Raw genomic sequence first — 26,926 nt, 5'->3', positions numbered from 1 at the left:
TTTGTTTCTGGGTGAAATCGGGTTGAGGTGTTTGTTCCAGGAAAAAAGAGGGGGTTCCCATGCTCGATATTGTTGCCGTTTGCCTGGTTTTGACCGCCTTGATGGCCTATGTCAATCACCGCTTCATCAAGCTGCCCACGGCCATTGGTGTGATGGCTGTGGCTCTGATTTTTTCTCTGGCTCTGGTGGTTCTCGATGGCTTCGGCTTTGCCCGGGAGCTGCACGATGCCGAGGTTTCGCTGCTGCAGTCCATTGATTTTTCCGGCGTGTTGATGCAGGGCATGTTGTCGTTCTTGCTCTTTGCCGGGGCGCTGCACATCGATTTGAGCGAGCTCAAAGCCTTTCGATGGCAGGTCGGTTCGCTGGCCGTGGTGAGCACGGTGCTCTCAACGTTGCTGGTCGGTTTCATACTCTATCTCCTGCTGCCTTGGGTAGGGCTGCCATTGCCCCTGATGTATTGCCTGTTGTTTGGCTCACTCATCTCGCCGACAGATCCGATCGCTGTGATGGGCATTCTCAAGTCGGCCCATGCGCCCCGTGAACTGGAGCTCGTGATTGCGGGTGAGTCGCTGTTCAACGACGGTGTGGGCGTGGTGGTTTTTTCCCTGCTGCTGGGCATGGCGGTGAGTGGCGTCGCGCCGTCTCTGGGCCAGGGGGCCGAGTTGTTGGCGCATGAAGCCGGTGGCGGCTTGATCCTGGGGCTGGTGCTGGGCACTGTGACCTTCTGGCTGTTGCGCAGTGTGGACAACTACCAGGTGGAGGTGTTGCTCACGCTGGCCACGGTGGTGGGCGGTTATGCGCTGGCCGCCAAGCTGCACATGTCGGGACCCTTGGCCATGGTGGTGGCCGGGCTGATTGTGGGCAACCACGGGCGCGCACTGGCCATGTCGGACACCACGCGCCGCTATGTGGACATGTTCTGGGAGCTGGTTGACGAAATCCTCAACGCCGTTTTGTTCGTGCTGATCGGCATGGAGGTGATGGTGATCGCTTTCTCGGGTAGGGAAATGATTGGCATCGCCGTGGCCATTGTGGTGACCCTGTTGGCGCGCTTGCTGACGGTGGGTCTGCCGGTGCGCTTGACGCCGAGGTCGTTCAACTTGCCGGCGGGTTCCTGGAAGGTGCTCACCTGGGGCGGCTTGCGCGGCGGCATTTCGGTGGCGCTGGCTTTGTCGCTGCCCGCCGGGTCCGAGCGAGACACTGTGCTGGCGCTTACCTATGGCGTGGTGGTTTTCTCCATCTTGGTTCAGGGCATGTCGATTGGCGCGATGACAAAACGGGCTTTGGGGGCGGGCACCAACAAGACGGGCGAGCGGCACTGAGCGCTTGCGGCCTTGTCGATTTCGCTGGCGCAGCCGCTGTTCCAGATGTTGCGCGGGGTTATGAGGCTGGCTCGCCTGGTACCAGGCGGCGAGTGTAAGCGTAGAACACTTCATCGCGCAGCCAGCCCAGCGATTCGTAAAGCGCCTGGGCCTGGTGGTTGGTTTTTTCGGTGGTCAGATCCATGCGCACCCGGCCATCCGCCGTGGCCCGGGTCTCCGCGGCCAGCAACAGCTGCCGGGCGGCACCCAGGCGCCTGGCCTCCGGACATACGAAAAGATCGTACAGCGTGTAAATCGGTGCGGCCTCGACAGAGCAGAAGCTCGGGTAGAGCTGGCAAAAACCCACCAACTCCTTGGCTGCCGTTTCAGCCACCAACACCACCGATTCTTTGCGGGTGAACCGCTCGGCGATGAATTCACGGGCCAGCGCAGGGTCAGGTGCTTGTCCGTAGAACTGGCGGTAGAGGTCAAAAAGTTCGCTTAAACGGGGAAGGTCATCGGCATGCAGGGGTCGAATGGACGAGGTCATAACCCAGCATAACCAAAAACACCCATGCTGGGCCTGCAGCCCGGCCGTAAGAAGAGGGCCTTACAGCCAGCTGGTGCCTGTGCTGCGATGGACCGATGGGTAGGCGATGCCTGCGCCCAGGGCCATCGGTCTTTGCCCCCCACTGCTCAGGCTGCGCTGAAGCGGGCCAGTCGCTCGTTGATGATTCCGTGGGCTTCGGCCATGATGCGGTCGATCAGAGCCTTCACGGTGGGCACATCGTGGATCAGGCCCGCGACCATGCCGCAAGACCAGGCGCCCGCGTCCATGGTGCCGTCTTGCATGATCTTGGGGTACACGCCGGCCACTTCGGGCAGGATGTCTTCGAACTTGAGGTTCGCACCCAAGGTTCTTTCTTTTTCCAGCAGACGTTCCACGGCCTGGTTGGTGAGCACGCGCTCAGTGTTGCGCAGCGAGCGCATGACCAAGCGGGTGTCCAGCTCCGAGGCTGCCACGATGGCGGCTTTGACATTGGCGTGCACAGGCGCTTCCTGGGTGGCGATGAAGCGGGTTCCCATGTTGATGCCGTCCGCGCCCATGGCGAGCGCGGCCACCAGCGATCGGCCGTCGGCCATGCCGCCTGACGCCAGGAACGGAATCTTCAACACGTCGGCCGCGCGGGGCAGCAAGATGAAGTTGGGCACATCGTCTTCACCAGGGTGGCCGCCGCACTCGAAGCCATCCACGCTGACCGCGTCGCAGCCGATGGCCTCGGCCTTGAGGGCGTGGCGCACGGCGGTGCATTTGTGGATCACCTTGACGCCGGCTTCCTTGAGCGCCGGCAGGTATTTTTGCGGATTGTTGCCGGCAGTCTCCACGACCTTCACGCCGCCTTCGATGATGGCCTTGATGTAGCCCGGGTAATCGGGGGATGAAACGGTGGGCAGGAAGGTGAGGTTCACGCCAAAAGGCTTGTCGGTCATCTCGCGGCAGCGGGCGATTTCTTTGGCCAGCAGCTCAGGGGTGCGCTGGGTGAGCCCGGTGATGACACCCAGGCCGCCGGCGTTGGAGACGGCGGCGGCGAGTTCGGCCAAGCCGACATAGTGCATGCCCCCCTGAACGATGGGGTGTTCGATGCCCAGCATCTCGGTGATTTGGGTTTTCATGGGGGTGTCGCTTTCTTCAATAAGATCGGTAAGGGCGCCGGCTCAACGGCCGTTGAAAACGGGTGTGCGTTTCTCGACAAAAGCCTTGGCGGCTTCCTGGTGGTCGCTGGTCTGGGCGCAATGCACATGGTGGGTGACTTCGAGGTCCAGGCACTCGTCGATTTCGCCGCCCATGGCGCGGTTGAGGTTTTCTTTCATGTAGCGGTAGGCGACTGGGGGGCCGTTGGCGAGGCGCCGCGCGATTTCCTGCGTTTTTGCGGCCAGCGCATCGGGCTCGGCCACCCAGTTGCTCAGGCCCAGGCGCAAGGCTTCTTCGGCGGTCACGCGGTCGCTCAGGAGGTACATTTCGCGCGCCTTGGCGGCTCCGATGAGTTGGGTGAGGAAGTAGGTGCCGCCGTAATCGCCCGCAAAGCCCACCTTGGCAAAAGCCGTGGTCATGAATGCGGCGCTGCTCATGATGCGCAGGTCGCAAGCCAGCGCAAGCGAGAGGCCCGCACCCGCGGCCGCGCCGGGCAACACGGCCAGTGTGGGCTTGGGCATCTTGAACAGGCGGCCAGCCGTCTCGCGCTGGCTGTGGCGTTGAATATGGATGGATTCGTCGACCGTTTTTTTGGCGCCTCCCTCGGCGTAGGACGCCGCCATGCCTTTGACGTCACCGCCGGCGCAAAAAGCCTGGCCGCTGCCGGTCAGCACGATGCAGCGCACTTCGGGGTTGAACTCGGCCTCGGTCAGCAGCCGCTGCATGGCCTCCAGCATGGGGCGCGACAGCGCATTTCGGGCTTGGGGCCGGTTCATGGTGAGCGTGAGCACACCGCTGTCTTGATGGGCCAGGAGGTCGGGTGTGCCGGTGTCGATGGAGGTCATGGATGGGCTTTCTCTGTGGGCGATGTCAGGGGGTCAGACCGAGCGTGCGGGCATCGGCTTCGTAGTTCGCATAGGAGTTTTTCAGCGTGGCGCTGTTGAGGATCATTTCGGCCACGGGTTCTTGCGTGCCGGGTTCGAAAACCCGTGTGCGCACCCAGGCCGATTCGGTGCGCGCGCTTTCGCTCAACGCGATGATTTCGCGCTGCAGGCCGTAGGCCTGGCCGACAAACAACGGGCCCTTGAGGAGGCGGATCTGCTGGCCCGCGAACAGGCCCACGGCGGGTCCCCGGCCGCTGAAGCCGGCGAGCTTTACGGTGCTGCCGAGCAACACGCTGATCATTTCCATCGGAACGATGGCTCGGCGCCAGGGCGACTGCGTGCCGCCTTCGGGCGTGTACCAGGGCGAGGGCTCGGTGATGACCTTGAGCTTGTCGGCCAGGCTGAAGGGGTAGTAAGCGCCCATGTGTTGCTCGAAGCCCATGGTGATCGTTTCGGCTTGTGCCCCTCGCTGGCCTACCTTCAGGTCGTGGTTGATGACCAGACCAGTGGATGGGCGCAGCTTGGCGATGCGTTTTGGGATTTCATGTTCGCCGTCGGGCACGTTACCAACAGAGGCCGTGCCTTTGAGCACCGGCGTGCCATCGCGCTTCTCGGCCCAGATCTGAGCGACCCGTTGGCCGTCGGCGGGTGGTTGAACAAAGGCCCGCACGGATTCACCCTCGACCACCATGTTCTGGTAGTGCACGCTGATGCAACCGGTTTCGAACCAGTCCTGACCAAAGAGACCAAAGAGCAGCGGATCGAATTGGCTGAAATGCGTGGGGCCTTCGATGGGGCCGGCGCTCAGACCGAGTTCGCCCGCGGTGGCGTCGTCGTGGATTGACAGGTGGCCGTCGTAGCTTTGCTCGGCCAGCATCTGGCGCGGCTCGCGCAGTGGACCGCTCAAGGCGCTGGCGGGGAAGTCTGGAAATGGGGTCAGGGTGGCGTGCATGGTGGGGTGGGGTAGGGCCATCGGCAAACACAAAGAACACGAGGATCGCAGCACACAGCAACAGTGCATCGGACCGACTTGGGCGCTCAGCATAGACGGCACCGCTGCAGGCGGGCAGTCGCCTGCGAGTCAGTCCCTGGCATGGCAACCGGGTGAACATTCGACCATCGCACCACTGCGCGAGGCACCGAATGGGTGTCTGCGCGTGCCCCTTCAACACCACTTGAGCCCAGCCCAGTCATGCACATTCAACCCACCCAAACGCCCCCTGCCGAAGGCTGCATCGATACGCAGGTTGTTGGCAACATCCTGCTCATCGGCATCAACCGCCCCGCCAAGCGCAATGGCTGGACGCCGGCCATGTTCAGGCAACTCGCCGAGGCTTACACCCGCCTGGACGACGAGCCCGAGCTGCGTATCGGGGTACTGCATGCGTTCGGCGACCACTTCACGGCCGGCCTGGACATGCCGTCCATTCAGGCCCATCTGGAGCGGGGCGAAAAAGTCGTGCCCGAGGGCCTGGTGGAGCCCCATGATTTCGGAAAACCGGGCTACCGCCGCCGCACCAAACCCGTGGTTGCGGCTGTCAAAGGCATCTGTTTCACCGTGGGTATCGAGCTCATGCTGGGCGCAGACATCGTGATTGCCGGGGAAGATTGCCGCTTCAGCCAGAAAGAAGTGCAGCGGGGCTTGATGGCCGGCGCAGGTGCCACCTTGCGCATGTCCCAACGAGCGGGTCTGGGCAACGCCATGCTGCTGCTGCTCACCGGTGATGACTTCGATGCCCCCACGGCCTACCGCCTCAACTTCGTGCAGAAGCTGGTGCCCAACGATCAGGTGCTGAAAGAAGCCATGGCCATCGCCGAGCGCATTGCCGAGCAGGCACCTCTGGCGGTGCAGGCCACGCGGCTCAACACGATCAAGGCGGTGGAAGAAGGTCCCGCCGCTGCGGTGGCCGATTTTCCGGCCATCGGCCAGCGCATTTTTGCCAGCGAAGACTGGGCCGAAGGCGTGCGGTCTTTTGTGGAAAAACGCAAGGCGGTGTTCACCGGGCGTTGATTCCGGCCGCGCCTCAACCCCGAAAGTCTTCTGTGGGCTGGTGCGTTCGGGGGGGCAAACCAGGTGTTGACCACCTGAGGACTTCGGGTGATGAGGGCGATGGTGGGAAGTGCTGCGACAGTTGGCCTGGCGTTGACGGGCTGTTTCGGGGCCCACATTCAACCTGGCCAGGCCACCGCGTCGTCCTTACCGGGAAGCTCAAGCTGGGGCGAGGTGTGCGATTGACAGACCGGCATCGCAGTGCCTGACCGTGGCATTGCCATTCTTCGGTGATTGGTTTTGCCGCAAGCAGGGAAAACACGGCACGAATCGAAGCGCCTGACCGTTGTGGCAAATACTGAACGGTGTTCCAGTCAGCAACGGGTTCAAACTGATGTTTGGGATTGGGTTTGCGTTTGAGTCTGGTTCGCAGCTGGCGCAGGCGCTCGCGTCGCGAGCTTGTCCCATTCATCAGGCGGCGCCACGGTCACGGCGACTTCCAGCTCGTGTTGTGACGCGCCCTGGATCACGCCACGCATGGGCGAGACGTCTGAAAAGTCACGACCCGTGGCCAGGGTGACATAGTCTTCCCCAGGACTGCCCCAACCACAGCGGTTGTTGGTGGGGTCGTAGTCGACCCAGATGCCGCTGGGCGGAGCGGTTTTGCCCTCGCTGTCTTCCAGGCTTTGCGGCAACGGACAGTACACCGACACCCATGCGTGCGAGGCATCGGCACCGATGAGGCGGGGTTTGCCAGGGGGCGGCTGGGTGAGCAGGTAGCCGCTGACATACCGCGCGGGCAGGCCCAGACTGCGCAAGCAGCCCAACATGATGTGGGCGAAGTCCTGGCACACGCCCTTGCCTTGTTCCAGCGCTTCCAGCGCTGGTGTGTTGACTTCGGTGCTGGCCGTCTCGTATTTCAGCTCGGTGTGGATGCGCTCCATCAAGGCGCGTGCGGCCTCCAGCAGCGGCACGTCTTCGCCGAAGACGGGCATGGCGAAGGCCGCAAAGGCATCATCGCGTGGCACATAAGGTGAAGCAAACAGGAATTCGCTGGCCGGGTCGTAAGGGGCTTTGGTGCGGTATCGGAAATGCTCGCGCACGCGTTCCCAGCTCAAGGCGGTCCATTCGAGGCTGTAGGGCAGCGGTTGGGGTTCGCTGGTTTCGATCAGCGTATCGGCTTCGACCGTGAGTGTTTCATGGGGCGATTGCAGCGAGAAAAAGGTGCGCATGTTGCCGAAGACGTCGACAGTCTGGCTGCGCGCAGCTGGTTCGGGGGTGATATTCAGCGAGTGCTTCAACACCTTTTGGGAGGCCGTTTCGATCGGCGACAGGTGCACCATGTGCTGCGCCATATCGATGGTGCCCTGGTAGTCGTAGTGGGTGCGGTGCAGGATGCGCAGCAGCATGTCAATGATTCCGCCAAATGATGGGATGGGCGCGAGTGGGAACCACCAGGCGGTCTTGAGGGGCTTCGAGTGGTCTCACTCAGGCGCCCAGGGACTGGTTGCGTCGATCTGAATGGCTGAAGTGCAGTCGTGTAATCTCGTCAGACAGGTGGCCCGCTGCCTGTTCGCAATGGGTGAGCAGCTCGGACAGGGCTTGGTAAGTGCGGCGGCCCTCCGGGTCGCGCTGCCAGTAGCTGAGATCGGCCAGCACCCATATATCGGGGTCGGGAAGCTCAAGCGCCAACACCGCATCTTGCGCCTTGGCGCTCTGGGACAGCTTGGACAATCGGGCCCGCAGGGTTTGCAGGACCCAGCCAAGGGAGCGTGGATTGTCGCGGTCGATGACCAGCAAATCGACCAGCGCCACCATGTCTCGCCTTTGCTGGTAACGCGCGTGAAAGGTGATGGTGCTGTCGAACAATGCCACCATGGCTTCGAAGCCGGCGGTGTCATTGAGGCAACCGTGCTTTATGCCGAGCTGGAGGGCGCGCGTCAATGTTGACAGGCGCTCGATATGCCGCCCGATCGACAGCAACCGCCAGCCGCTGTCGCGCACCATGCGGTCGGTTTGCGATCCGGTGATCGCGGCCAGCAGTTCGCTGGCGCTGTTCAAGGCGCCCAGGGCATCGGCATTGCCGAAATCGCTTTCGGCCGACAGTATCGCGCAGTCATTGGCAAAGCCGGACGCGGCGCGCTCAATGAGGTTCCAGTGCTCTTGAGACAGGCGCTCTCGAACTTGAGCGGCTGTGCCCCTGAGTGCGCTGAGGTTGTAGCCGACGCTGAATGACGGGGTCTCGGCGTCGGCGGGTGGTGACAGGCTGGCGACCAGGCTGCGGGTGAAAACCCGAGCCGATTGCAGGGCCGATGGCACATCGGGCAGCACCAGCGAGTTCTCTTCAGCCACGGCCGACAGCCAGGCGGTCAGCGCGGGTGAGTCTGGTTCTTCGCCGTCCATGTGCTCGAGCACGATCTTGGCCAGGCGGATGCCGGTTTCGGCACGCTCGGTGTAGCGGCCCAGCCAGAAGAGATTTTCGGCAGCGCGGCTTGTGACCGGGCGCTCCTGATGGGCCATGGCCAGGGTGGTCGGTGCCGAGCGCAAGAGGCTGGTATGGTCCACCTGGCCTTCAGTCATGACCCAACAGTCGGCGCTGCTGCCACCACGCTGCATGGCGGCGATGAGCTGGCCGCGAGGCGCCAATCGCACCAGCGCACCAGGCAATACCCGCCAGGACTGAGGTCCGTCTGCCAGCGCGAACACGCGCAGCATCGCCGACCTCGGCATCAAGCGACGCTCGGCCCAGGTCGGTGTCTGGGACAGGGGCAACCACGATTGCACCGTGTAGTCGTCAGGGTGTCGCAACATGCGGCCCGCCCATTCGTCTAGCTCGCGGGAGGTCAGGGACTGGCCCATGGCCGTGTCCAGGCCAGATCGTGGATAGCTGGGTTTGATCACACTCTTGCGCAGCAAAGGCAGTACTTCACGCAGCGCAGCGTCTTCGCCGCACCACCAGGTGTTCAGCGAGGGCAGGCTGAGCTCCTCACCGAGCAGGTGGCGGCTGATGGCGGGAAGAAAACCGAGCAGGGCGCTGGATTCCAGAGGCGCTGAGCCCGGGGAGTTGGCGAGCAACAGGTTGCCGGCGCGCAGCACCTGCAGCAGGCCGGGAATACCCAGCTTGGAGTCTGAACGAAGCTCCAGCGGGTCCAGCCACTCGTCGTCCATGCGCTTGATCAGCGCGTGGACCGGCTCGAGTCCTTTGAGTGTCTTGAGGTAGAGGCGCTGGTCACGCACCGTGAGGTCGTTGCCTTCCACCAGCGTCAGACCGAGGTAGCGGGCCAGATAGGCATGCTCGAAGTAGGTTTCGTTGTGGGGCCCGGACGTGAGCAGGGCAATGCGGGCGTTTTCGCCTTCGGGCGCCATTTGTTTGATGCCTTCGATCAGCGCCTGGTAGCTGGCCGCCAGGCGCTGCACCTTCATCCCGACAAAGGGCTTGGGAAACTGTCGCGAAATCGCAATGCGGTTTTCCAGCAAATAGCCCAAGCCAGACGGTGCCTGCGTGCGTTGTCCCACCACCCACCACTGCCCGTCGGGACCATGGGCGAGGTCGAACGCCATGATGTTCAGCCAGGTGTCGCCGGGCGGCCTGACGCCTTGCATGGAGCGCAGGTAGCCCGGGTGCCCTTGCACCAGTGCGGCGGGCAACATGGCCCGCCGGAGCAGGTCGCGCTCGCCATACAGGTCGGCCATGATGCGGTTGTTCAGGCGCGCGCGCTGCAGAACGCCCGTCTCGATCTTCGCCCAGTCTGTCGGGCTGATGATCATAGGGAACAGGTCCAGAGCCCATGGGCGTTTCAGCCCCTTGTCGGTATCGGCGTAGACGTTGTAGGTGACGCCGTTGTCGCGGATCTGGCGTTGCAGGTTTTCTGCGCGCCGGTTCAGGTCGGTGAACCCGTCAGCGCCGATGTGTTCGAAAAATTGCCCCCAGGGATCGGCCAACCCGCCGTCCGTGGTGGTCCCGTCGCTGATCGCGCCGCGCAGCTCGTCGCGGTGCCCGGCACTCGCGGGAATGGACAGCGACGAAGCCCAGTCGCCGGGCGTACCGGGGCCGAGAGTGCCAAATAGGGAGTCGGATGTATCGAGGTTCACTTAGGGGGAGTATGCCAGCAGCGCTCAGGGCGAAAAAGCCGGCTGCGGCCGCCCTTTCCCCTGCAGTTCACACGTTACGACCGTCATGGGCGGGCCATCCGGAGTTTGGGCAATCGGCGGCGGGTCGCCCCCCAACGATCGTGAACGCGGGTGTCGATACTCATTTCAACGGCAAGGTATCCAGCGTGGCGTAGGTATTTCGCAGCCAGGTTTTGACGCGTTGGCGTTCCAGCATCCCCAGGGCATCAGGGCCTTCCGCGGTGTGGATGGCCGCCCAGAAACTGGCATTGCGGCGATCGATTTTGCGCATGCTGCCTTCGTGAAGCTGCCCCAGAGAGATCACCCGGCCACCCAGGGCCAAGGTTTTTTTCAAGGCAGCGGAATTTTCCAGCTGGGAAAAATCGGTACCCCGGCCTTCGTTTTTCACAACGAAGTAGTTGGGTCCAGGACCATAGGTGTTGATGAGCCGATCGAGCAGGTCGACAGAGTCTTTGCCCGCATCGGCGATGTGCCAGAAGTTCACCGTGACGCCCATGCTGCCCAGCAGGGCGAGAACGTCAGAGTCGCGCATCCAGCGCGCCAACGGCGCCGCCGTTTGCGCGGCCAGATCGACGATGACGCTGTGTTTCACACCAAGGGTTGGGGTATCTTCGAACTCGCCTGCGATCAGGTCCAGGCCTTCGTAAGAGTCCACCACCACGGGCGCTGCGTAGTCTGCGTAAAAGCGGGTGAAAGAGGTGTGGGAGCGATCGGTGTCAAAGCCCGTGAACGGTTGACCCCGGTCAATGAAGTATTGAGCGAGCACGCGCGCCGCGACCGATTTACCGACGCCGCCTTTTTCGCCGCCGATGAAGTTGAGAGTTGCCATGTTGTTGCCGGTTTCTTGTGGTGAGTAGAGGCCAGAAGCGGGCGGGATGGGCCGGCCTCTGGTTTCAGTTTCAGTTGGGCTTCTTGTGCCGCAGGTCGCGGGTGAACGGAAACTCGCGACTGCCTGGTGCGTTGATGGTAGCCGGAGGCACCACCATCGGTCCTGGCGTGTGCCCCATGTCTTTGAATCGCGACAGGCGGCGGCTTTCGGCCTCAAACGAATTCACTGGCAGGCTCTCGTAGCTCAAACCACCGGGATGGGCCACGTGGTATTCGCAGCCACCCACCGAATGCTTGGCCCAGGTGTCCACGATGTCAAAGGTCAGCGGTGCGTGCACACCTATGGTGGGGTGCAGGCTGCTGGGCGGGTTCCAGGCTTTGTAGCGGACACCGGCCACATATTCGCCCACCGTGCCGGTGTTTTGCATCGGCAAGGCTTCGCCGTTGCAGGTGACCACGTAGCGGCTCTGGTTCATACCGGTGATACGAACTTCCATGCGCTCCAGTGAAGAGTCCACGTAACGGGCGTTACCGCCTGCCGCGCTTTCTTCGCCCATCACATGCCATGGTTCCAGCGCATTGCGCAGGGTCAACTCCATGCCCATCGTTTGGATCGCGCCGACCATGGGGAAGCGGAACTCGTAGTGCGGATCGAACCAGCTGGTATCAAACGCATAGCCGGCGCGGTTCATGTCGGCGATCACATCATCAAAATCTTGCTTGATGAATGTGGGCAGCATGAATCGGTCGTGCAATTCGGTGCCCCAGCGCGTGGCCGGAGCCCTGAATGGACTCTTCCAGAAGCGAGCGACCAGCGCACGGAGCAGCAACTGCTGGGCGCTGCTCATGTGCGGATGGGGTGGCATCTCGAAGGCGCGCAGCTCCAGCAGGCCCAGTCGTCCGGTGGCGGAATCGGGCGAGTACATCTTGTCGATGGAGAACTCGCTGCGGTGCGTGTTGCCCGTGGCGTCGATCAGGATGTTGCGCAGCGTGCGGTCAACGATCCAGGGCGGCATGCTCTGTCCGTACACCTCACGGTTCTGGTAAATCTGCTCGATCGCGATTTCCAGCTCGTAGAGCTGGTCGTTGCGGGCTTCGTCGACACGCGGCGCCTGGCTGGTGGGGCCCACAAACATGCCGCTGAACAAGTAGCTCAGGGCAGGGTGGTTGTGCCAGTACAGCAGCAGGCTTGCCAGCAGCTCGGGCTTGCGCAGGAACGGGCTGTCAGAGGTTGTGGCGCCACCCATCACGAAGTGGTTGCCCCCACCAGTGCCGATGTGCCGTCCATCGGCCATGAACTTTTCGGCCGACAGGCGCGACTCGAAAGCCGCGTTGTACAGGAACTCGGTGTTTTTGACGAGTTCTCGCCAGTTGGTGACCGGGTGGATGTTGACCTCGATCACGCCTGGATCGGGCGTGACCTGCAGCAACTTCATGCGCGGGTCGCGTGGTGGCGGATAGCCTTCCAGCACCAGCTGCATCTTCAGCTCTTCGGCCGTGGCTTCAATGGCCGCGAGCAAGTCCAGGTAATGCTCAAGCTTCTCCAGCGGAGGCATGAAGACGTAGAGCACAGAAGAGGCCTTGCCGACCGACTCGGCCTTTGGGCCACTCGCACGGCGCGGGTCGCGCACTTCCACGCAAAGGGCCGTCCGGCTGATCCAGGCGGCGGACTCGTTCAGGGCGGGCACGCGGTCGATGTCTGCAGGCTCGGCCTGGGTGCCGGTGCGCGCATTCGCGGTGGACATGAGCGATGCCATGCCACTGGGGCTCTGAAACTTGCGCGGCGCTTCTGCGGCCTGGTCTGATCCGGCCACGTAGCGCGCGGCCATGGCGGTGCGGGGCGCCAGATTCGGGCGCTGGCTGGTCGGATCCTGTTCCACCATGTAGGGGTAGTCGGCCTCATTTACCCAGGGCAGCGAGTCCAGCGGCAAGCGCAAACCCATGGGCGAATCGCCGGGCATCAGGTACATGCGTTCGTCGCGCAAGAACCATTGGCCGCTGGTCCATTTGGGGCCCACGGACAGGGGTGCATCAGTGGGCTTCAAAGGCAGCAGGTAGCCCACCACCGAGTCCAGCTTCTGGGTGAACACGCGGCGCAGACGCACGCGTTCCATTTCGTCGTCCAGGCGAGAGTTGAACGGATCAACGTTCACAGGCAGGCGCCGCTCGCGCCACATGTAGTACCAGACGTCTTCGTAGGCCGCTTGCATGAACTGGTCGGTGATGCCCAGCTTGCGTGCCAGTGTTTGCGTGAAGCGGTGTGCGTCGGCGCTGGTGTAGTTTGTGGGCCTGCGCTCGTCAACGAACAGCGCAGGGTTGGCCCAGATGGGCTCTTTGTCGGCGCGCCAGTAAATGTTGAGTGCCCAGCGAGGCAGTTGCTCACCCGGATACCACTTTCCCTGGCCAAAATGCAGGAAGCCACCCTGGCCGTATTCGTCGCGAAGCTTTTGCGTCAGTTCGGTGGCAAATCCGCGTTTGGTTGGGCCGAGCGCATCGGTGTTCCATTCGCCCGCGTCGCGGTCGCTGGCGGCCACGAAGGTGGGCTCTCCACCCATGGTCAGGCGCACGTCACCGGCCAGCAGCTCGGCGTCGACGACGTCGCCCAGTTTCAGTACGGCGTCCCATTGTTCCTCGGTGTAGGGCTTGGTGACCCGGGGTGACTCGTAGATGCGCGTCACACCCATGTGGTGCGCGAAGGTCACTTCACACTTGCCCACGCCGCCTTCGATGGGTGCTGCACCCGATGGCATCGGCGTGCACGCCAGCGGAATGTGTCCTTCGCCCGCCATCAGACCAGAGGTGGCATCCAGGCCGATCCAGCCAGCACCAGGCAAATACACCTCGCACCAAGCGTGCAGGTCGGTGAAGTCGACTTCGGTGCCACTGGGGCCGTCGAGGGCTTTCACGTCCGACTTGAGTTGAATCAGGTAGCCCGACACAAAGCGCGCGGCCAGGCCGCAATTGCGCAGCAACTGCACCAGCAACCAGCCCGAATCGCGGCAGGAACCACTGGCCAGCTTCAACGTTTCCTCGGGGGTCTGGACACCTGGCTCCATCCGGATCAGGTATTTGATGTCCTGGCTGAGCATGTGGTTCAGCTCAACCAGAAAGATCACCGTGCGCCGCTTGGTGCGATCAATCTTGTCCAGATAGGCCTTGACCAGCGGTGTCAACGGCTCAGGTGTCAGGTACGGAGCCAGCTCTTCCTTGAGCTCTGGGTCGTAGGTGAAGGGAAACTCTTCTGCTTCGGGTTCCAGAAAGAAGTCAAACGGGTTGTACACGGCCATTTCAAAGACCGCATCAATCGTGACTTTGAACTCTTTGACCTTTTCAGGGAACACCAGGCGGGCCTGGTAGTTGGCGAACGGATCTTGTTGCCAGTTCACGAAATGGCCAGCCGGTTCCACTTTGAGCGAATACGAGACGATTTTGGAGCGGCAGTGTGGCGCGGGGCGCAGCCGAACAATCTGCGGGCCCAGCTCGACCAGGCGGTCGTATTTGTAGTGAGTGATGTGACTCAGGGCGGCGTGAATGGCCATAAATTTCCTTCTTTTTCGGTGGTCGACAACGGCTGCCGGTCTGCTTTCCCGGCGCGCGGACTATCAAGCAAGTCTCAGGCCAAAGGGTAGCAGGGAAAACCGGTGTTCGTTGATTGACCGCAGCCGAAAGAGGCAAAATTGGGTGGTCTGGCCGCTTCTGCCGCCATGCCTTCGTGGAGGATCATTGTGGCTGACAGGGCCCCAAAATTGGTCCAAAACCATTGCTTTGGATGGGCCATGTGGGCGTGCAGGTGCGTGGACCAGGAAACTGAAAGGAATCGGTGTCCCCATGGCCCAAGGGCGTCGGCGATCAGGTGTCCCCAGCCTGTCGCCTAGAGAGAAGAGTCAGTGGCGCGCGACGTCGATTGCACCCAGAGTGGACCGCAGGATCCCATTGACCCAGGGGGCCAGTTCACCAATGCCATCGAGCAAGCCGCCCACGGTTAGACCGCACAGGTTCAGCAGGTTGGACTGGGCGCTGGTTGTGGCTTGGCCGCCTGCCCCGAGCAAAGACTGGCGAACGGCTTCGGTGAGGCCATCAAGCTCCATGATTTTCAGGCGCGCAGGGGTGGACGTGGCGGTCATGCCCATGTGAGACCAGTAGGCCAGGGCAATGTTCTCCAGGAAGCTGGTGTCCATCGAGGCGGACATGGCCTCACTGACCCAGGGAATCATGGGGGCCAGATGCGCGATCTTCGCTTCGTCAGACAGCGCGTGGTCGACCAAGGCGTTGGTTTGCCCCATGAAATTGGCAAGGGAAGCCTTGAAAGCTTCAAACTGGGTGTCGTCGTTCATGGTGTTGGACCTGCTGTGGAGGGGACGGGAGCCGCGCCCGATCAGGAAACACCCTCCGGGCAAAGCACGTATCCCTTGCTGTATCGGCGCAGGACCGCCCCGACTTGAGGCCGCACCCTCGGCCTCAACGGGGTCGCGTCAGGCAAGCGCCCCGGCACAGACCTGCCCGTTCAGCGCAGTTCGGCGATCAGCTCAATTTCCACACACACGCCAAACGGCAGCTGCGCCACACCGAAAGCGCTGCGAGCGTGCGCACCCGCCTGGGGACCAAAGACTTCGCCCAGCAGCTCGCTGCAGCCGTTGGTCACCAGATGGTGCTCGGTGTAGGCAGCGGTGGAGTTCACCAGGCTCAGGACCTTGACGATGCGGGCGTCTTCCAGCGTCTTGCCGGCAGCCTTGCAGGCGGCGTCGAGCGTGCCCATCAAATCGATGGCCACGGTGCGCGCGGCCAGCTTGGCTTCATCAGTGGCCATGGTCAGACCGAGCTGGCCGACCCAGGGCTTGCCGTCTTTTTTGGCGACGTGGCCGCTCAAAAACACCAGGTTCCCCGTCTGGGCGAACGGCACGTAGGCCGCTGCGGGCACAGACACAGGGGGCAGGGTGATACCGAGTTCGGTGAGTTTGGCTTGAACGCTCATGGGGCACTTCCTGAAAAGGGGTTGAAAAAGTGGATTTCATTGTAGGGGCCGGGCCAGGTCCAAAAATGGGTCATGAGTCGAATTCATGGCCCCGCGCGCTGCGGTTCAAGTGCATTCTCGGCTCCCTCTCTTCTAAAGGTTTACGCACGGATAATTCGCGGCATGTTCTTTGAAAATATTGTGTGGTGGGTCTGGGCCATTCTGGGGGGGCAGGGGTTGGGGGTCTTGTTGCTGTTTTGGCTGTTGCTGCGGCGCCCCCGGGCATCGGACGACGAGCTGGCCCACCGCCAGGCATTGACCAGCGCCTTGTCCCAGCAGGCCTCCCGCATTGAGCGGGTCGAAGGCGAGCTGCGCCGTGAAATCGTTGACGGCGCCCGAGGCGGGCGGCAAGAGCTGCAGCAGACGCTCGGCGGCTTCCAGGCGTCGCTGACCCGCCAAAGCTCGGAAGCCACCCGAACACAAAACGCCCAGCTGGATGCCTTCTCTCAGCAGTTGATGCAGTTGCGGGGCACCCTGAGCGACACGTTGACCCAGCAATTGCAGGCCATCAGCCTGGGCATGGGGCAACAGGCAGCCGAAGCCACCCGCACGCAAAATGCCCAGATCGACGCTTTTGCCCAGCAGCTGGTTCAGTTGCGCATTACCTTGAGCGACACCCTGGTGCGCCAGTTGCAGGACATGAGCGAGGGCAATGCGCGCCGCTTGGCCGAGGTGCGGACCACGCTGGACGCCCAACTCGCCCAGCTGCAGCAGAGCAACGCCGCCAAACTCGATGAAATGCGGGCCACGGTCGATGAAAAGCTGCAGTCCACCTTGCAGGCCCGACTGGGCGAGAGCTTCAAACAGGTGGCCGATCGCCTGGAGCAGGTCCACAAAGGCCTGGGCGAGATGCAGACGCTGGCGCAGGGGGTGGGCGATCTCAAGCATTTGCTGACCAATGTGAAAACCCGTGGCATGTTTGGTGAGGCACAGCTGGGGGCGTTGCTGGAGCAGGTGTTGGCGCCCGACCAATTCGCCACGCAGGTGGCCACCCGGCCCGGCAGCCGCAATGTGGTGGATTTCGCCATTCGTTTGCCCGGACGCAGCGCGGACGGCGCGCCCTGCTGGTTACCGATAGACGCCAAGTTCCCCAATGAAGACTACGAGCGCCTGCTCGACGCGCAGCAGCGTGCCGATGTCGAAGGGGCCGAAGCTGCTGCACGTGCGCTCGAGCAGCGCATCAAGCTGGAGGCCAAGTCCATGGCGGAGAAGTACCTGGAGCCGCCGAACACCACCGACTTCGCCATCCTGTTCCTGCCCACCGAAGGGCTGTATGCCGAAGTGCTGCGCCGGCCGGGCTTGATGGAAGCCTTGCAGCGTGACCACCGGGTGACCCTGGCGGGTCCAACCACCCTGATGGCCATGCTCAATTCCCTGCAGATGGGCTTTCGCACGTTGGCGCTGGAGAAGCGCAGCAGCGAGGTCTGGCAGGTGCTGGGAGCGGTCAAGACGGAATTCGGCAAGTTTGGTGATGTGCTGGCCAAGGTCAAGAGCCAGACGCAGACCGTGCTCAACACGCTGGACAACGCTGAGACGCGCAGCCGGGCCATGAGCCGCGCCTTGAAAGCGGTAGAGGCCTTGCCGCAAGACCAGGCAAGCGAGGTCTTGCCGCTGGACGGCCCGACAGACACGGGTGAGGCTTGAACGCAGGACTGCGCTTGCGCTTGAGCCGTCTGGTGGCGGCGCAGATCTGTCTGCACGCCTGCATGACCGGTTTTCGCATGGCAGCGCCACTCATGGCCCTGCGCGAGGGCTACAGCCCGGCTGCGGTGGGCATGCTGCTGGCCTTGTTTGCGCTGGCCCAGGTGTTTCTTTCGTTGCCGGCGGGCCGCTTTGCGGACCGCCATGGTCTGAAGACGCCGATCAAGATTGCGGTGGTTGTGGCCACGGCCGGCGCTTTGCTGGCCGTGGCTTTCCCGGTGTTCGGGATGTTGTGTGTGACCGCCCTGGCCTGCGGCGCTTCGACGGGGCTGGCCCTGATCGCGCTGCAGCGCCATGTCGGCCAGCTGGCCGATGGACCTATGGAGCTCAAGCAGGTGTTCAGCTGGATGGCCATTGGCCCTTCGATTTCCAACTTCATCGGGCCCTTTCTGGCCGGGCTGCTGATCGATGCGTCGGGATTTCGGGCGGCCTACCTGCTGCTGGCTGTTTTGCCTTCCCTGGCCTGGTGGTGGGTGCGCCGTGCGCAGGAGCTGGATCCCGTGGCGCATGAGGCCGATGTGCCGCGTGGCCGATCCTGGCATTTGTTGCGCGAAGCGGGGTTTCGCCGGCTGATGTTGATCAACTGGATGTTGTCGTCGTGCTGGGATGTGCACACGTTTCTGGTGCCGGTGATTGGCAACGAGCGGGGCCTGAGTGCCACGGTGATCGGCTCGATCCTGGGTGGGTTTGCACTGGCGGCCACCGCCATTCGGCTGGCCATGCCCTGGTTGGCCCGGCATCTGCGGGAATCGGTGGTGATTGGCTCGGCCATGGTGGCCACCGCGCTGCTGTTTGTGTTGTATCCGCTGGCACCGACCGCCGGGATCATGGCGCTGCTCTCGGTGCTGCTGGGGATTGCGCTCGGGTCGGTGCAGCCGATGATCATGAGCACCTTGCACCAGATCACGCCCAAGCACCAACATGGGCAGGCCCTGGGTTTGCGTGCCATGGCCATCAACGGCTCCAGTGTGGTGATGCCCTTGCTGTTTGGTTCGGCCGGGGTGGTGCTGGGTCTGTCGGGGGTTTTCTGGACCGTGGGGGCGGTGGTCGGCCTGGGTTCGCGCCTGGCATGGACCATGCAGGTGTCTGACGGGGTATCCCCCACGAAGTGACGAGGCTGAGTGCAAGTACCATGGGCAGGCGGCGACCGGTCTCAGGATCGGGTGTCGTGGGGTGTTTCAGTCAGACGAGCCGTTACACCTCTTAAAATCTCCAGCCAACCTGAAAGAGAAGCCGTGCTGTTCATCATCGTCTTGTTACCGCTTTTGCTCGGTACCGCTGCCACCGGATGGCTGGGCAACCGGGCCCGTGGCCTCACCGCGCTTGTGGCTGGTGGTGTGACCGCCTCCAGCCTTGGAATTCTGCTGCAGCAGGCCCCCGCCGTGTTTGCGGGCGAGGAGGTGCGCAACCGCTGGGAATGGGTGCCCGAGATCGGCCTGAGCCTGTCGTTCCGGCTGGACGGCCTCTCGCTGATGTTCGCGGGGCTGATCCTGTTCATCGGCCTGATGATCGTCATCTACGCCCATTTCTATTTGAGCGCCAAGGATTCTGTGGCCAAGTTTTACAGCGAAATGATGCTGTTCATGGCCGCCATGCTGGGTGTGGTGCTGTCTGACAACCTGCTGCTGCTGGTGGTGTTCTGGGAGCTGACCAGCCTGTCGTCTTTCCTGCTTGTGGGCTACTGGAGCCACCGGGCCGATGCCCGGGCCGGAGCTCGACAGGCGCTCGCGGTGACGGGCGGCGGCGGACTGGTGATGCTGGGTGGCTTTGTGCTGTTGGGCCAGATCGCGGGCACGTTTGAGCTGAGCGAAATGCTGGGCCAGGTGGAACGGATTCAGGCCGACCCGCTGTTTGTCCCCGCTTTGCTGCTGATCCTGGTGGGCGCCTTCACCAAGAGCGCGCAGTTCCCCTTCCATTTCTGGCTGCCCGATGCCATGGCGGCCCCGACGCCGGTGTCGGCCTATCTGCACTCCGCCACCATGGTGAAGGCTGGCGTGTTCCTGATGATGCGCATGTACCCGGTTCTGGCGGGCACGGGCTGGTTTGAGGCTGTGGTGACGACGGTGGGCCTGATCACGGTCCTGTTTGCGGCGTTCATTGCCCTCTTCAAACACGATCTCAAAGGCTTGCTCGCGTATTCAACGGTCAGCCATCTGGGCTTGATCACCTTCCTGGTGGGGCTGGGTTCTCCGCTGGCCGCTGTGGCTGCGGTGTTCCATGTGCTGAACCACGCCACCTTCAAAGCTTCGCTGTTCATGATTGCGGGCATCGTTGACCACGAAACCCACTCGCGCGACATGCGCCAGCTCGGGGGGTTGTACAAGCTCATGCCCTGGACGGCCACTTTGTCCATGGTGGCCGCGGCTTCCATGGCCGGCGTGCCTTTGACCAATGGCTTTCTATCCAAGGAAATGTTCTTCACCGAGGCGGTGGTGGGCACGTCGGGCGTGTGGGGCTGGGTGGTCCCGGTGCTGGTGACGTTGGCGGGCATTTTCAGCGTGGCCTATTCGCTGCGCTTTGTGCACGACACCTACTTCAACGGGCCCATCGGCAATGTGCCCAACCCCCATCCGCACGAGCCGCCGCTGGGCATGAAGTTGCCCACGATGATCCTCGTGGCCATGGGCATTGTGGTGGGCCTGTTGCCTGCGTTGACCTTTGGGCCGCTGGTGCATGTGGCTGCCTCAGCCATGACTGGCCGCGAATTGCCGGAATACCACCTGGCCATCTGGCATGGCTTCAACCTGCCTCTGCTGATGAGCGCGATTGCGGTGGCGGCCGGTGCGGCGATTTACCTCTGGTTGGCCAGGGGCCGGCGCCTGCACCGCATCCTCTCCGAGGACTGGTTCGGCCCCGTGACAGGGCGGCAGATTTTTGAGGGCGTGATCGACGGCTTGTTCCGGTGGGCGGGGCGCATCTCGGTGCGACTGGAGACGGGGTCGCTGCAGCGTTACCTGGGGTGGTTGATTGGTGCCGCGGTTGTGGTGGCGGGTTTGCAGTTTGTGGGCAGCGGCATAGGGGCCGGGGATCGCACGCTGTTGCCGGCGTCGCCGCTGGCCATGGCTGTGTGGGCCTTGCTGATGGCCTCTTGTGTGGCGATTGCCTGGACCCATCACCAGCGCTTCCAGGCGGTCATTTTGGTGGGCTTGGTGGGGCTGGTCACTTCGCTGGTGTTCGTGAGCCTGTCAGCTCCCGATCTGGCCCTGACGCAGCTGTCGGTCGAGGTCGTGTCCACGGTTCTGATGCTCATGGGTCTGGCGTTGCTGCCCCAGCATTCGCCCAGCGAATCCACGCTCGCTCGCCGCGTGCGCGACGGCGTACTGGCCTTGGCCGGTGGCGCGGGCATGGCCTGGGTGTCTTGGGTGCTGCTGACCCGCAACCACGAATCGATATCCTGGTTCTTCCTGGAAAAAGCCTTGCCGATCGGTGGCGGCACCAACGTGGTCAACGTGATTCTGGTTGACTTCCGGGGTTATGACACCTTTGGCGAAATCACTGTGCTGGGCATTGCGGCCGTCGGGGTGCTGGCGTTGATGGAGGGCATGCGCACCAAGCGGCCTTTGACCGATTCTCATGGCCTGGCCTGGACGTTTTCTACCCAGCCACTGCTGCTGCGTGTCGCGGCCTCGGTGGTCTTGCCGGTGGCGCTGGTGTTCACGCTGTACATTTTCATGCGCGGGCACAACATGCCGGGCGGCGGCTTCATTGCCGGCCTGATCACGGCGGTGGCCTTGGTACTGCAGTTCATGTCGCTGGGGCAAAGCAGGGCCGAAGCGATGTTGCGGGCGCAGTCGGGGCGGCGCTTTATCCGCTGGATTGGATCCGGCCTGTCGATAGCGGGTCTGACGGGCGTGGGGGCGTTTGTCTGGGGGCGGCCCTTCATGACCAGTGCCCATGGCCACCCTCATGTGCCGATTTTGGGTGATTTGCCACTGGCTTCGGCCGCGCTGTTTGACCTGGGGGTGTACCTCACCGTGGTCGGTTCTACCTTGCTGACCATCTCGGTGCTGGGTTCGGTGAGCCGCGAAGGCGCGAGCAGCAGCTCGGGGAGGGTGGCATGAACTGCTCTTGCAACCGGACCTTATTGATGCTTTGTGTGGCCAAGTGCGACGTGGGAGGCTCGCAATGAGCATGGAATTCTTGCTGGCCACGGGGATCGGTTGTGTCACCGCCTGTGGTATCTACCTGATGTTGCGCGGGCGCACCTTTCCGGTGGTGCTGGGCCTTTCGTTGTTTGGCTATGCAGTGAACGTATTCATCTTTGTGATGGGCCGCTTGTGGTCGAATGCCCAACCCATTCTGGTGGGGGAGGGGCCGGTGGCCGATCCCTTGCCGCAGGCCCTGGTGCTGACCGCGATCGTGATCGGTTTTGCCACCACCGGCTTTGTGATCGAACTGGCCTTGCGCAACCGCCATGAGAGTGGGAGCGACCATGTAGACGGCCATGAACCTGGCCACGCGCCCGGTCACTCACCGTCCACCGCCGAGACCCAACCCAAGGAGCACAACTGATGGTTGATGCGATCCTGGGTTTCTGGCTGCAGCACGCGCCCGTGCTGTCGGTGTTGCTGCCGTCGTTCACCGCCATGGCTCTGCTGCTGTTGGGTGATTTTGGGGGTATGTCGGGTGTTGGCGGGGGGCACAACCGGGGCCGTGTGGTCTGGCGCCGCCGGTTGAGCATGGCTTCGGTGGTGCTGGGGCTGGTGATGGCAGCTGGCCTGGTCTGGCGGGCCAGCTCGGGCGAGCTGATGGTGTACCGCATGGGTGAATGGGAGGCGCCATTTGGCATTGTGCTGGTGCTGGACCGGCTGAGTGCCTTGATGGTGTGCCTGACATATCTGGTAGCGGCACCCGCGCTCTGGTATGCGACCGGTGGTTGGGACAACCGGGGTCGGCATTTTCACGCCATCTTCCATTTCCAGCTCATGGGGCTGAGCGGCGCATTCCTGACCGGCGACCTGTTCAACCTGTTTGTTTTCTTTGAGGTTTTGCTGATCGCTTCCTATGTGTTGTTGCTCCATGGTCTGGGCCGGGAGCGGCTGCGCATGGGATTCCATTACGTGGTGCTGAACCTTGCTGGGTCGGGCTTGTTCCTCATTGGTCTGGCCATGATTTATGCCGTGGCCGGCACCTTGAATATGGCCGACCTTGCTTTGCGTGTGGGCCAGCTCAGTGGCGATTCGGCGGTGGTAGCGCGGGCTGCGGCCCTGATCCTGCTGGTGGTTTTTGGCTTGAAAGCTGCGGTCGTCCCACTGTATTTCTGGCTGCCCGGTACCTATGCCAGCGCCAGTGCACCGGTAGCGGCCCTCTTTGCGATCATGACCAAGGTGGGCGTTTACAGCATCATCCGAACCCATTGGGGCATCTTTGGACTGGAGGCGGGGGAGGCCAGCCTGGCTGCCCAGGCCTGGCTGCTGCCCATGGCGCTGACCACCAGCGTACTGGGGGCGCTGGGGGCGCTTTCGTCCCACTCGATGGGGCGGCTCGTGGGCTATCTCACCGTGTCGTCTGTGGGCACCATCCTGGCCGGCGTCGGTTTGTTCACGCAGGCAACTTTGTCAGCTGCGCTGTATTACACACTGCACAGCACCATTGTCATCGCGGGCCTGTTCTTGCTGGTGGAGCTGATGGCCGCGCAGCGGGGCGAGGCACTCGACAAGCTGCGCCCCACGGTGGCTGTGCGTGAGCCGGTGTTGTTGGGGTTGATGATGATCTTCGGTGCGGCATCGGCCGCCGGCCTGCCGCCGTTGCCTGGTTTTCTGGGCAAGCTGATGATGTTGCAAAGCACGGAAGGTCTGGCTGCACAACCCTGGGTGTGGACAGTGGTTTTGAGCGTGGGCTTTTTGTCGTTGGTGGGTTTGGCGCGCGCGGGCGTGATTGTGTTCTGGCATGTTCAACCCGACGACGATGCGGCGCGATCGGCATCGGGCTCAAGCTTGAAGCTCTTGTCCTCGGCCTGGGCGTTCATGCTGCTGACGGTGTTGCTGGCGGTGATGGCTTCGCCGGTGAAACGCTATACCGATGCCACAGCCGCGCAATTGGCCGACAAGGCCGCGTATGCCCAGGCCATCCTGGGTGATCAGGGCGGCGTCAACGCCCGGACCACCCGACCATACGACGGATCCCGAGGTGCAGGTGCCGCTGCGCCTGCACCCGCCCATCAGGAGAATGCCCCATGAGCTCAGATCGCTCCCGCGCCGCACCCGCTTCGGGCTGGTTTGCGCATCCCGTGCTGTCGGTGTTGCTGGGCGTGAGCTGGCTGGCCTTGTCCCACAGCATCGAGCCCGTTCACCTGCTCTCGGCGGTGTTGATCGGAATCATCGTGCCGCGCTTGCTCAAGCCTTTTCTGGCCGATGCCAGCGGGCTTCACTGGCCGGCCATTCCCCGGCTGGTGGGCATTGTGATCTGGGACATCATTGTTTCCAATGTGGTGGTGGCCAGACTGGTGCTGGGGCCCCTGGGCAACATGGCGCCCGGCTGGATTCCGGTGCCATTGGCGAGCGGGCACCACCGGGTGAATGCCTTGTTTGCCAGCATCATCACCACCACGCCCGGGACCGTGTCTGCGGTGATAGATGAGGCTGAGCGGGTCATCTGGGTGCACGCGCTCAACTGCGACGACGTTGCCGCCATGGCGGCCGATATGAAGAGCCGCTACGAGGAGCCTCTGCTGGCCATTTTTAAACAACAGACCGGGAGTGCCGCATGAGCCCTGTACTGGAATGGGCCCTGAATCTGGGCATTGCCGCCATCACCATCGCGGTGCTGCTTTGTTCATTGCGGCTGTTGCGCGGCCCCACGATCACCGACCGGGTGCTGGCGCTGGACACGCTGTACATGAACGCTATCGCCTTGATTGTGTTGTTGGGGATTCGCTGGAACACCGCATTGTTGTTTGAAGGCGCCTTGCTGGTGGCGATGCTGGGTTTTGCTTCGACTGTGGCGCTCGCGCGCTACCTCAGCCGTGGCGACGTGGTCGAATGAGGCCGGACAAGGAGATCTGAGATGACTGTTTTGACCGAATGGATCGCCGCTGGTGTGATCGTGATCGCATCGTTCTTTTTGCTCGTGGGGGCCATTGGACTCGCGAGGCTCCCCGACTTCTATATGCGCTTGCATGCACCCACCAAAGCGTCAACGCTGGGTGTGGGCGGGGTGTTGGTCGCGTCGATGCTGGTGGCTGCTGGTCAGGGACGCCCAGGCATCGCCGAACTGTTGATCACGTTGTTCGTTTTTGTGACCGCGCCGGTGTCGGCGAATTTGCTGGCGCAGGCGGCTTTGCACCTGCGCTTGCCTTCGACCGCTTTGCCCCCTGAGGGCATGGTGCCTGAGCGTCGGGCAAAGTGAATCCCAGACCACGCAGGTAGGCGTCCAGTGTGTGTGTGCCGCAGGCCACCAGGTCAAAGGCGCTGGGGTCCAGCAACCAGTTGTGAATCAGGCCGTCGACCATCACGTGGCAACCCTGAGCGGCAATTTCCAGTGGCATGGGGAGCGGTTGTTCCCGCTTCTCGCTTGCAGCCTTCAGGGCCTGTGCCGTGCTTGTGACGCACTCGTTTCGCACCTGCAAATGACGGGCTCTCACGGCCCGCATTTCTTCGTTGTACTCCACTTGCAACGTGGCCACTTCAAAAACGCGACGAACCTGGGGGTCGCTGGCGACTTTGTTGAGGGCCTCCAGCATAAATGCCCTCAGGGCCAGCAGTGGATCGTGCAGCTCTTCGGCTCGCTCGCCCACGCAAGCCAAGGCTTCCTCCAGAGGGAGGGAGGCGCGTTCCATCATGGCGTTGAACAGATCGGCCTTGTCCTGGAAATGCCAATAAACCGCGCCGCGCGTGGTGCCGGCGGCGAGGGCGATGTCGTTGAGTGATGTGCGCGAAACGCCGCGCGCCTGAAACAGGTGCTCGGCAGCGTCGAGCAAGCTGTTTCGGGTGGCTTCGGCGTCGGCTTTGGTGCGGCGAACCATGGCGTGTTTGTGTGAAAGGTTGATGACCGGCAGCCTTTTGGCTTTCGGTCGAAAATGGAATAACCCTCTAACTATACATACATTCACGAACGTATGTATACTTCGACCCCTTCAATGCTCAGGCTTCTGTCTGGGCGGCCGTTTCGCCTTCCCCTGAAAGATGTTCATGCCCAGCGCACAACCTCCAACCGATTCTTTCTTCTCTACAATGCCGCGGCTTTCGACCCCTTCACGACCGTGGCACCTTCTGGGGGCTTTGTCGCTCGCCGTCACACTGGTTGCCTGTGGCAAAGCCGAAGCCCCTGCGGGTGCTGCGCCTGGCGGAGCTGGTGGTCCACCACCCGCCGAAGTGGGTGTGGTGACGGTGACTCCGGGCGACGTGGGTCTGATCACCGAGTTGCCCGGTCGTCTGGAAGCTTCTCGCGTGGCGCAGGTGCGTGCCCGCGCCGCTGGCATCTTGCAGGAACGTCTGTTCCGCGAAGGCAGTGAGGTCAAGGCCGGGCAGGCCTTGTTCCGCATCGATGCGGCGCCCTATACGGCGGCTTTGCAAAGTGCAGAAGCCAGTCTGGCCCGCACTCAGGCCAATTTGTCAACGGCCACGGCTCTGCTCAACCGCTACAAACCGCTGATCACCGAAAACGCCATCAGCCAGCAAGAGTTCGCAAATGCCGAAGCAGCTCAAAAGGTCGCCGAGGCGGACGTCGCCGTGGGGAAAGCGGCGGTACGCACCGCCAGCATCAATGTGAACTACGCCCGTGTGACCGCGCCGATCTCCGGCACGATCGGACGTGCGCTGGTGACTGAAGGCGCCTTGGTTGGACAGGGCGAGGCTACCCAATTGGCGGTGATCCAGCAGATCAACCCGATGTATGTGAACTTCACCCAGTCGGCATCGGAAGCCTTGAGCCTCAAGCGCGCCCTGGCCTCCGGCCAGCTCAAGAGCGCCGGCAAAGACGCCGCAAGCGTTCGCATCGTGCTGGAAGACGGCACGGAATATCCCCAGGCGGCCAAGCTGCTGTTCTCCGATTTGACGGTGGATGCCACGACAGGGCAAGTGACGCTGCGGGCAGAGGTGCCGAACGCCGAAGGTGCTCTGTTACCAGGTCTGTATGTGCGGGTTCGCCTGGAGCAGGCCACGGCCACCGACGCCATCACGCTGCCTCAACAGGCGGTGACCCGCTCCGGCCAGGGTGACTCCGTCATGGTGGTGGATGCCGAAGGCAAAGTGGCCCCTCGGTCCATCAAAGTTGGCGGTCAGCAAAACGGCAAATGGGTGGTGCTCAATGGCTTGAAAGCTGGCGAGCAAGTGATGGTGGATGGTTTCCAAAAACTGCGCGGTGATGCCCCCGTCAAGGCCGTTCCCTGGACACCACCAGGCAGTGCGCCAGCTGCCGCTGCGTCAGCCGCTCCTGCCAAATAAGGGG

The 26,926-nt window shown here is 62.7% G+C and carries 21 protein-coding genes and 1 pseudogene; 11 read left to right on the top strand and 11 right to left on the bottom strand.

Translation table 11 applies throughout. From position 1 onward, the window contains the following. Positions 1 to 59: 59 nt before the first annotated feature. Positions 60 to 1,322 (top strand): sodium:proton antiporter, encoded by a 1,263-nt coding sequence (locus E5678_RS07640; protein ID WP_136177963.1) that lies wholly within the window; start codon positions 60 to 62, stop codon positions 1,320 to 1,322. Between the two features lie 58 nt (positions 1,323 to 1,380). Here the strand turns inward: E5678_RS07640 and E5678_RS07635 are convergent, their stop codons facing one another. The 4 genes from E5678_RS07635 to E5678_RS07620 all read right to left on the bottom strand — a co-directional run bounded on the left by E5678_RS07635 (position 1,381) and on the right by E5678_RS07620 (position 4,830). Further along, on the bottom strand, positions 1,381 to 1,851 hold the full coding sequence (locus tag E5678_RS07635) for an N-acetyltransferase (protein ID WP_136177962.1): 471 nt from the start codon (positions 1,849 to 1,851) through the stop codon (positions 1,381 to 1,383). 146 nt (positions 1,852 to 1,997) lie between these two features. Beyond that, a complete protein-coding gene (locus tag E5678_RS07630) occupies positions 1,998 to 2,975 on the bottom strand; it encodes a nitronate monooxygenase family protein (protein ID WP_136177961.1) in 978 nt (325 codons plus the stop codon). 42 nt (positions 2,976 to 3,017) lie between these two features. Further along, positions 3,018 to 3,839, bottom strand: coding sequence for an enoyl-CoA hydratase (locus E5678_RS07625; RefSeq protein ID WP_136177960.1), 822 nt, complete (start codon positions 3,837 to 3,839; stop codon positions 3,018 to 3,020). A 25-nt stretch (positions 3,840 to 3,864) separates the two neighbouring features. Beyond that, a complete protein-coding gene (locus tag E5678_RS07620; protein WP_136177959.1) occupies positions 3,865 to 4,830 on the bottom strand; it encodes a hypothetical protein in 966 nt (321 codons plus the stop codon). A gap of 240 nt (positions 4,831 to 5,070) precedes the next feature. Between E5678_RS07620 and E5678_RS07615 the strand changes: the two genes are divergently transcribed. After that, positions 5,071 to 5,889, top strand: a complete 819-nt coding sequence (locus E5678_RS07615; protein WP_136177958.1) for a crotonase/enoyl-CoA hydratase family protein — start codon at positions 5,071 to 5,073, stop codon at positions 5,887 to 5,889. 365 nt (positions 5,890 to 6,254) lie between these two features. On the opposite strand, the gene E5678_RS07610 is transcribed toward E5678_RS07615, so the two are convergent. From E5678_RS07610 to E5678_RS07585, 6 genes are all read right to left on the bottom strand, one after another. Further along, a complete protein-coding gene (locus E5678_RS07610; protein WP_136177957.1) occupies positions 6,255 to 7,277 on the bottom strand; it encodes a transglutaminase family protein in 1,023 nt (340 codons plus the stop codon). Between the two features lie 79 nt (positions 7,278 to 7,356). Then, entirely contained in the window at positions 7,357 to 9,960 is a 2,604-nt protein-coding gene (locus tag E5678_RS07605; RefSeq protein WP_136177956.1) for a circularly permuted type 2 ATP-grasp protein, read from the bottom strand. Positions 9,961 to 10,120: 160 nt separating this feature from the next. Further along, a complete protein-coding gene (locus E5678_RS07600; protein WP_136177955.1) occupies positions 10,121 to 10,828 on the bottom strand; it encodes a mobilization protein in 708 nt (235 codons plus the stop codon). A 70-nt stretch (positions 10,829 to 10,898) separates the two neighbouring features. Continuing rightward, a complete protein-coding gene (locus E5678_RS07595; protein WP_136177954.1) occupies positions 10,899 to 14,366 on the bottom strand; it encodes a transglutaminase family protein in 3,468 nt (1,155 codons plus the stop codon). A gap of 345 nt (positions 14,367 to 14,711) precedes the next feature. Continuing rightward, the gene (locus tag E5678_RS07590) at positions 14,712 to 15,161 is read right to left on the bottom strand and encodes a hypothetical protein (RefSeq protein ID WP_136177953.1); all 450 of its coding nucleotides are present in this window, start codon (positions 15,159 to 15,161) and stop codon (positions 14,712 to 14,714) included. Positions 15,162 to 15,331: 170 nt separating this feature from the next. Then, a complete protein-coding gene (locus tag E5678_RS07585; protein ID WP_136177952.1) occupies positions 15,332 to 15,799 on the bottom strand; it encodes a RidA family protein in 468 nt (155 codons plus the stop codon). Positions 15,800 to 15,961: 162 nt separating this feature from the next. Between E5678_RS07585 and rmuC the strand changes: the two genes are divergently transcribed. From rmuC to mnhG, 8 genes and pseudogenes are all read left to right on the top strand, one after another. Next, complete coding sequence (gene rmuC, locus E5678_RS07580) at positions 15,962 to 17,482, top strand: DNA recombination protein RmuC (RefSeq protein WP_136177951.1); 1,521 nt, start codon at positions 15,962 to 15,964, stop codon at positions 17,480 to 17,482. Between the two features lie 8 nt (positions 17,483 to 17,490). Then, the gene (locus E5678_RS07575; protein ID WP_136180681.1) at positions 17,491 to 18,651 is read left to right on the top strand and encodes an MFS transporter; all 1,161 of its coding nucleotides are present in this window, start codon (positions 17,491 to 17,493) and stop codon (positions 18,649 to 18,651) included. A 123-nt stretch (positions 18,652 to 18,774) separates the two neighbouring features. Then, positions 18,775 to 21,600: a monovalent cation/H+ antiporter subunit A gene (locus tag E5678_RS07570; RefSeq protein WP_136177950.1), complete on the top strand. Its 2,826-nt coding sequence runs from the start codon at positions 18,775 to 18,777 to the stop codon at positions 21,598 to 21,600. A gap of 70 nt (positions 21,601 to 21,670) precedes the next feature. Then, positions 21,671 to 22,051, top strand: a complete 381-nt coding sequence (locus E5678_RS07565) for a Na+/H+ antiporter subunit C (protein ID WP_210732048.1) — start codon at positions 21,671 to 21,673, stop codon at positions 22,049 to 22,051. Next, positions 22,051 to 23,718 carry a monovalent cation/H+ antiporter subunit D gene (locus E5678_RS07560; RefSeq protein WP_136177948.1) on the top strand — a complete coding sequence of 556 codons (1,668 nt, stop codon included), beginning with the start codon at positions 22,051 to 22,053 and terminating at the stop codon, positions 23,716 to 23,718. Before E5678_RS07565 ends, E5678_RS07560 begins: the two co-directional genes overlap by 1 nt. Further along, positions 23,715 to 24,248 (top strand): Na+/H+ antiporter subunit E, encoded by a 534-nt coding sequence (locus E5678_RS07555; protein ID WP_136177947.1) that lies wholly within the window; start codon positions 23,715 to 23,717, stop codon positions 24,246 to 24,248. The genes E5678_RS07560 and E5678_RS07555 overlap by 4 nt, the downstream gene beginning before the upstream one ends. Then, entirely contained in the window at positions 24,245 to 24,523 is a 279-nt protein-coding gene (locus E5678_RS07550) for a K+/H+ antiporter subunit F (protein ID WP_136177946.1), read from the top strand. The genes E5678_RS07555 and E5678_RS07550 overlap by 4 nt, the downstream gene beginning before the upstream one ends. 21 nt (positions 24,524 to 24,544) lie before the next feature. Further along, a pseudogene (mnhG, locus tag E5678_RS22610) lies at positions 24,545 to 24,796 on the top strand (monovalent cation/H(+) antiporter subunit G); the annotation flags it as partial. Here the strand turns inward: mnhG and E5678_RS07540 are convergent. Then, positions 24,759 to 25,502: a TetR family transcriptional regulator gene (locus E5678_RS07540; RefSeq protein WP_136177944.1), complete on the bottom strand. Its 744-nt coding sequence runs from the start codon at positions 25,500 to 25,502 to the stop codon at positions 24,759 to 24,761. The pseudogene mnhG and the gene E5678_RS07540 sit on opposite strands and share 38 nt — an antisense overlap. 208 nt (positions 25,503 to 25,710) lie before the next feature. Here E5678_RS07540 and E5678_RS07535 point away from each other — a divergent pair, with 208 nt between their 5' ends. Continuing rightward, entirely contained in the window at positions 25,711 to 26,922 is a 1,212-nt protein-coding gene (locus E5678_RS07535; RefSeq protein ID WP_136177943.1) for an efflux RND transporter periplasmic adaptor subunit, read from the top strand. Positions 26,923 to 26,926: the final 4 nt, after the last annotated feature.

The sequence above is a fragment of the Hydrogenophaga sp. PAMC20947 genome (assembly GCF_004795855.1).
In the GTDB taxonomy this organism is placed as follows: Bacteria; Pseudomonadota; Gammaproteobacteria; order Burkholderiales; family Burkholderiaceae_C; genus Hydrogenophaga.
This window is presented reverse-complemented; position numbering and strand designations above follow the sequence as displayed.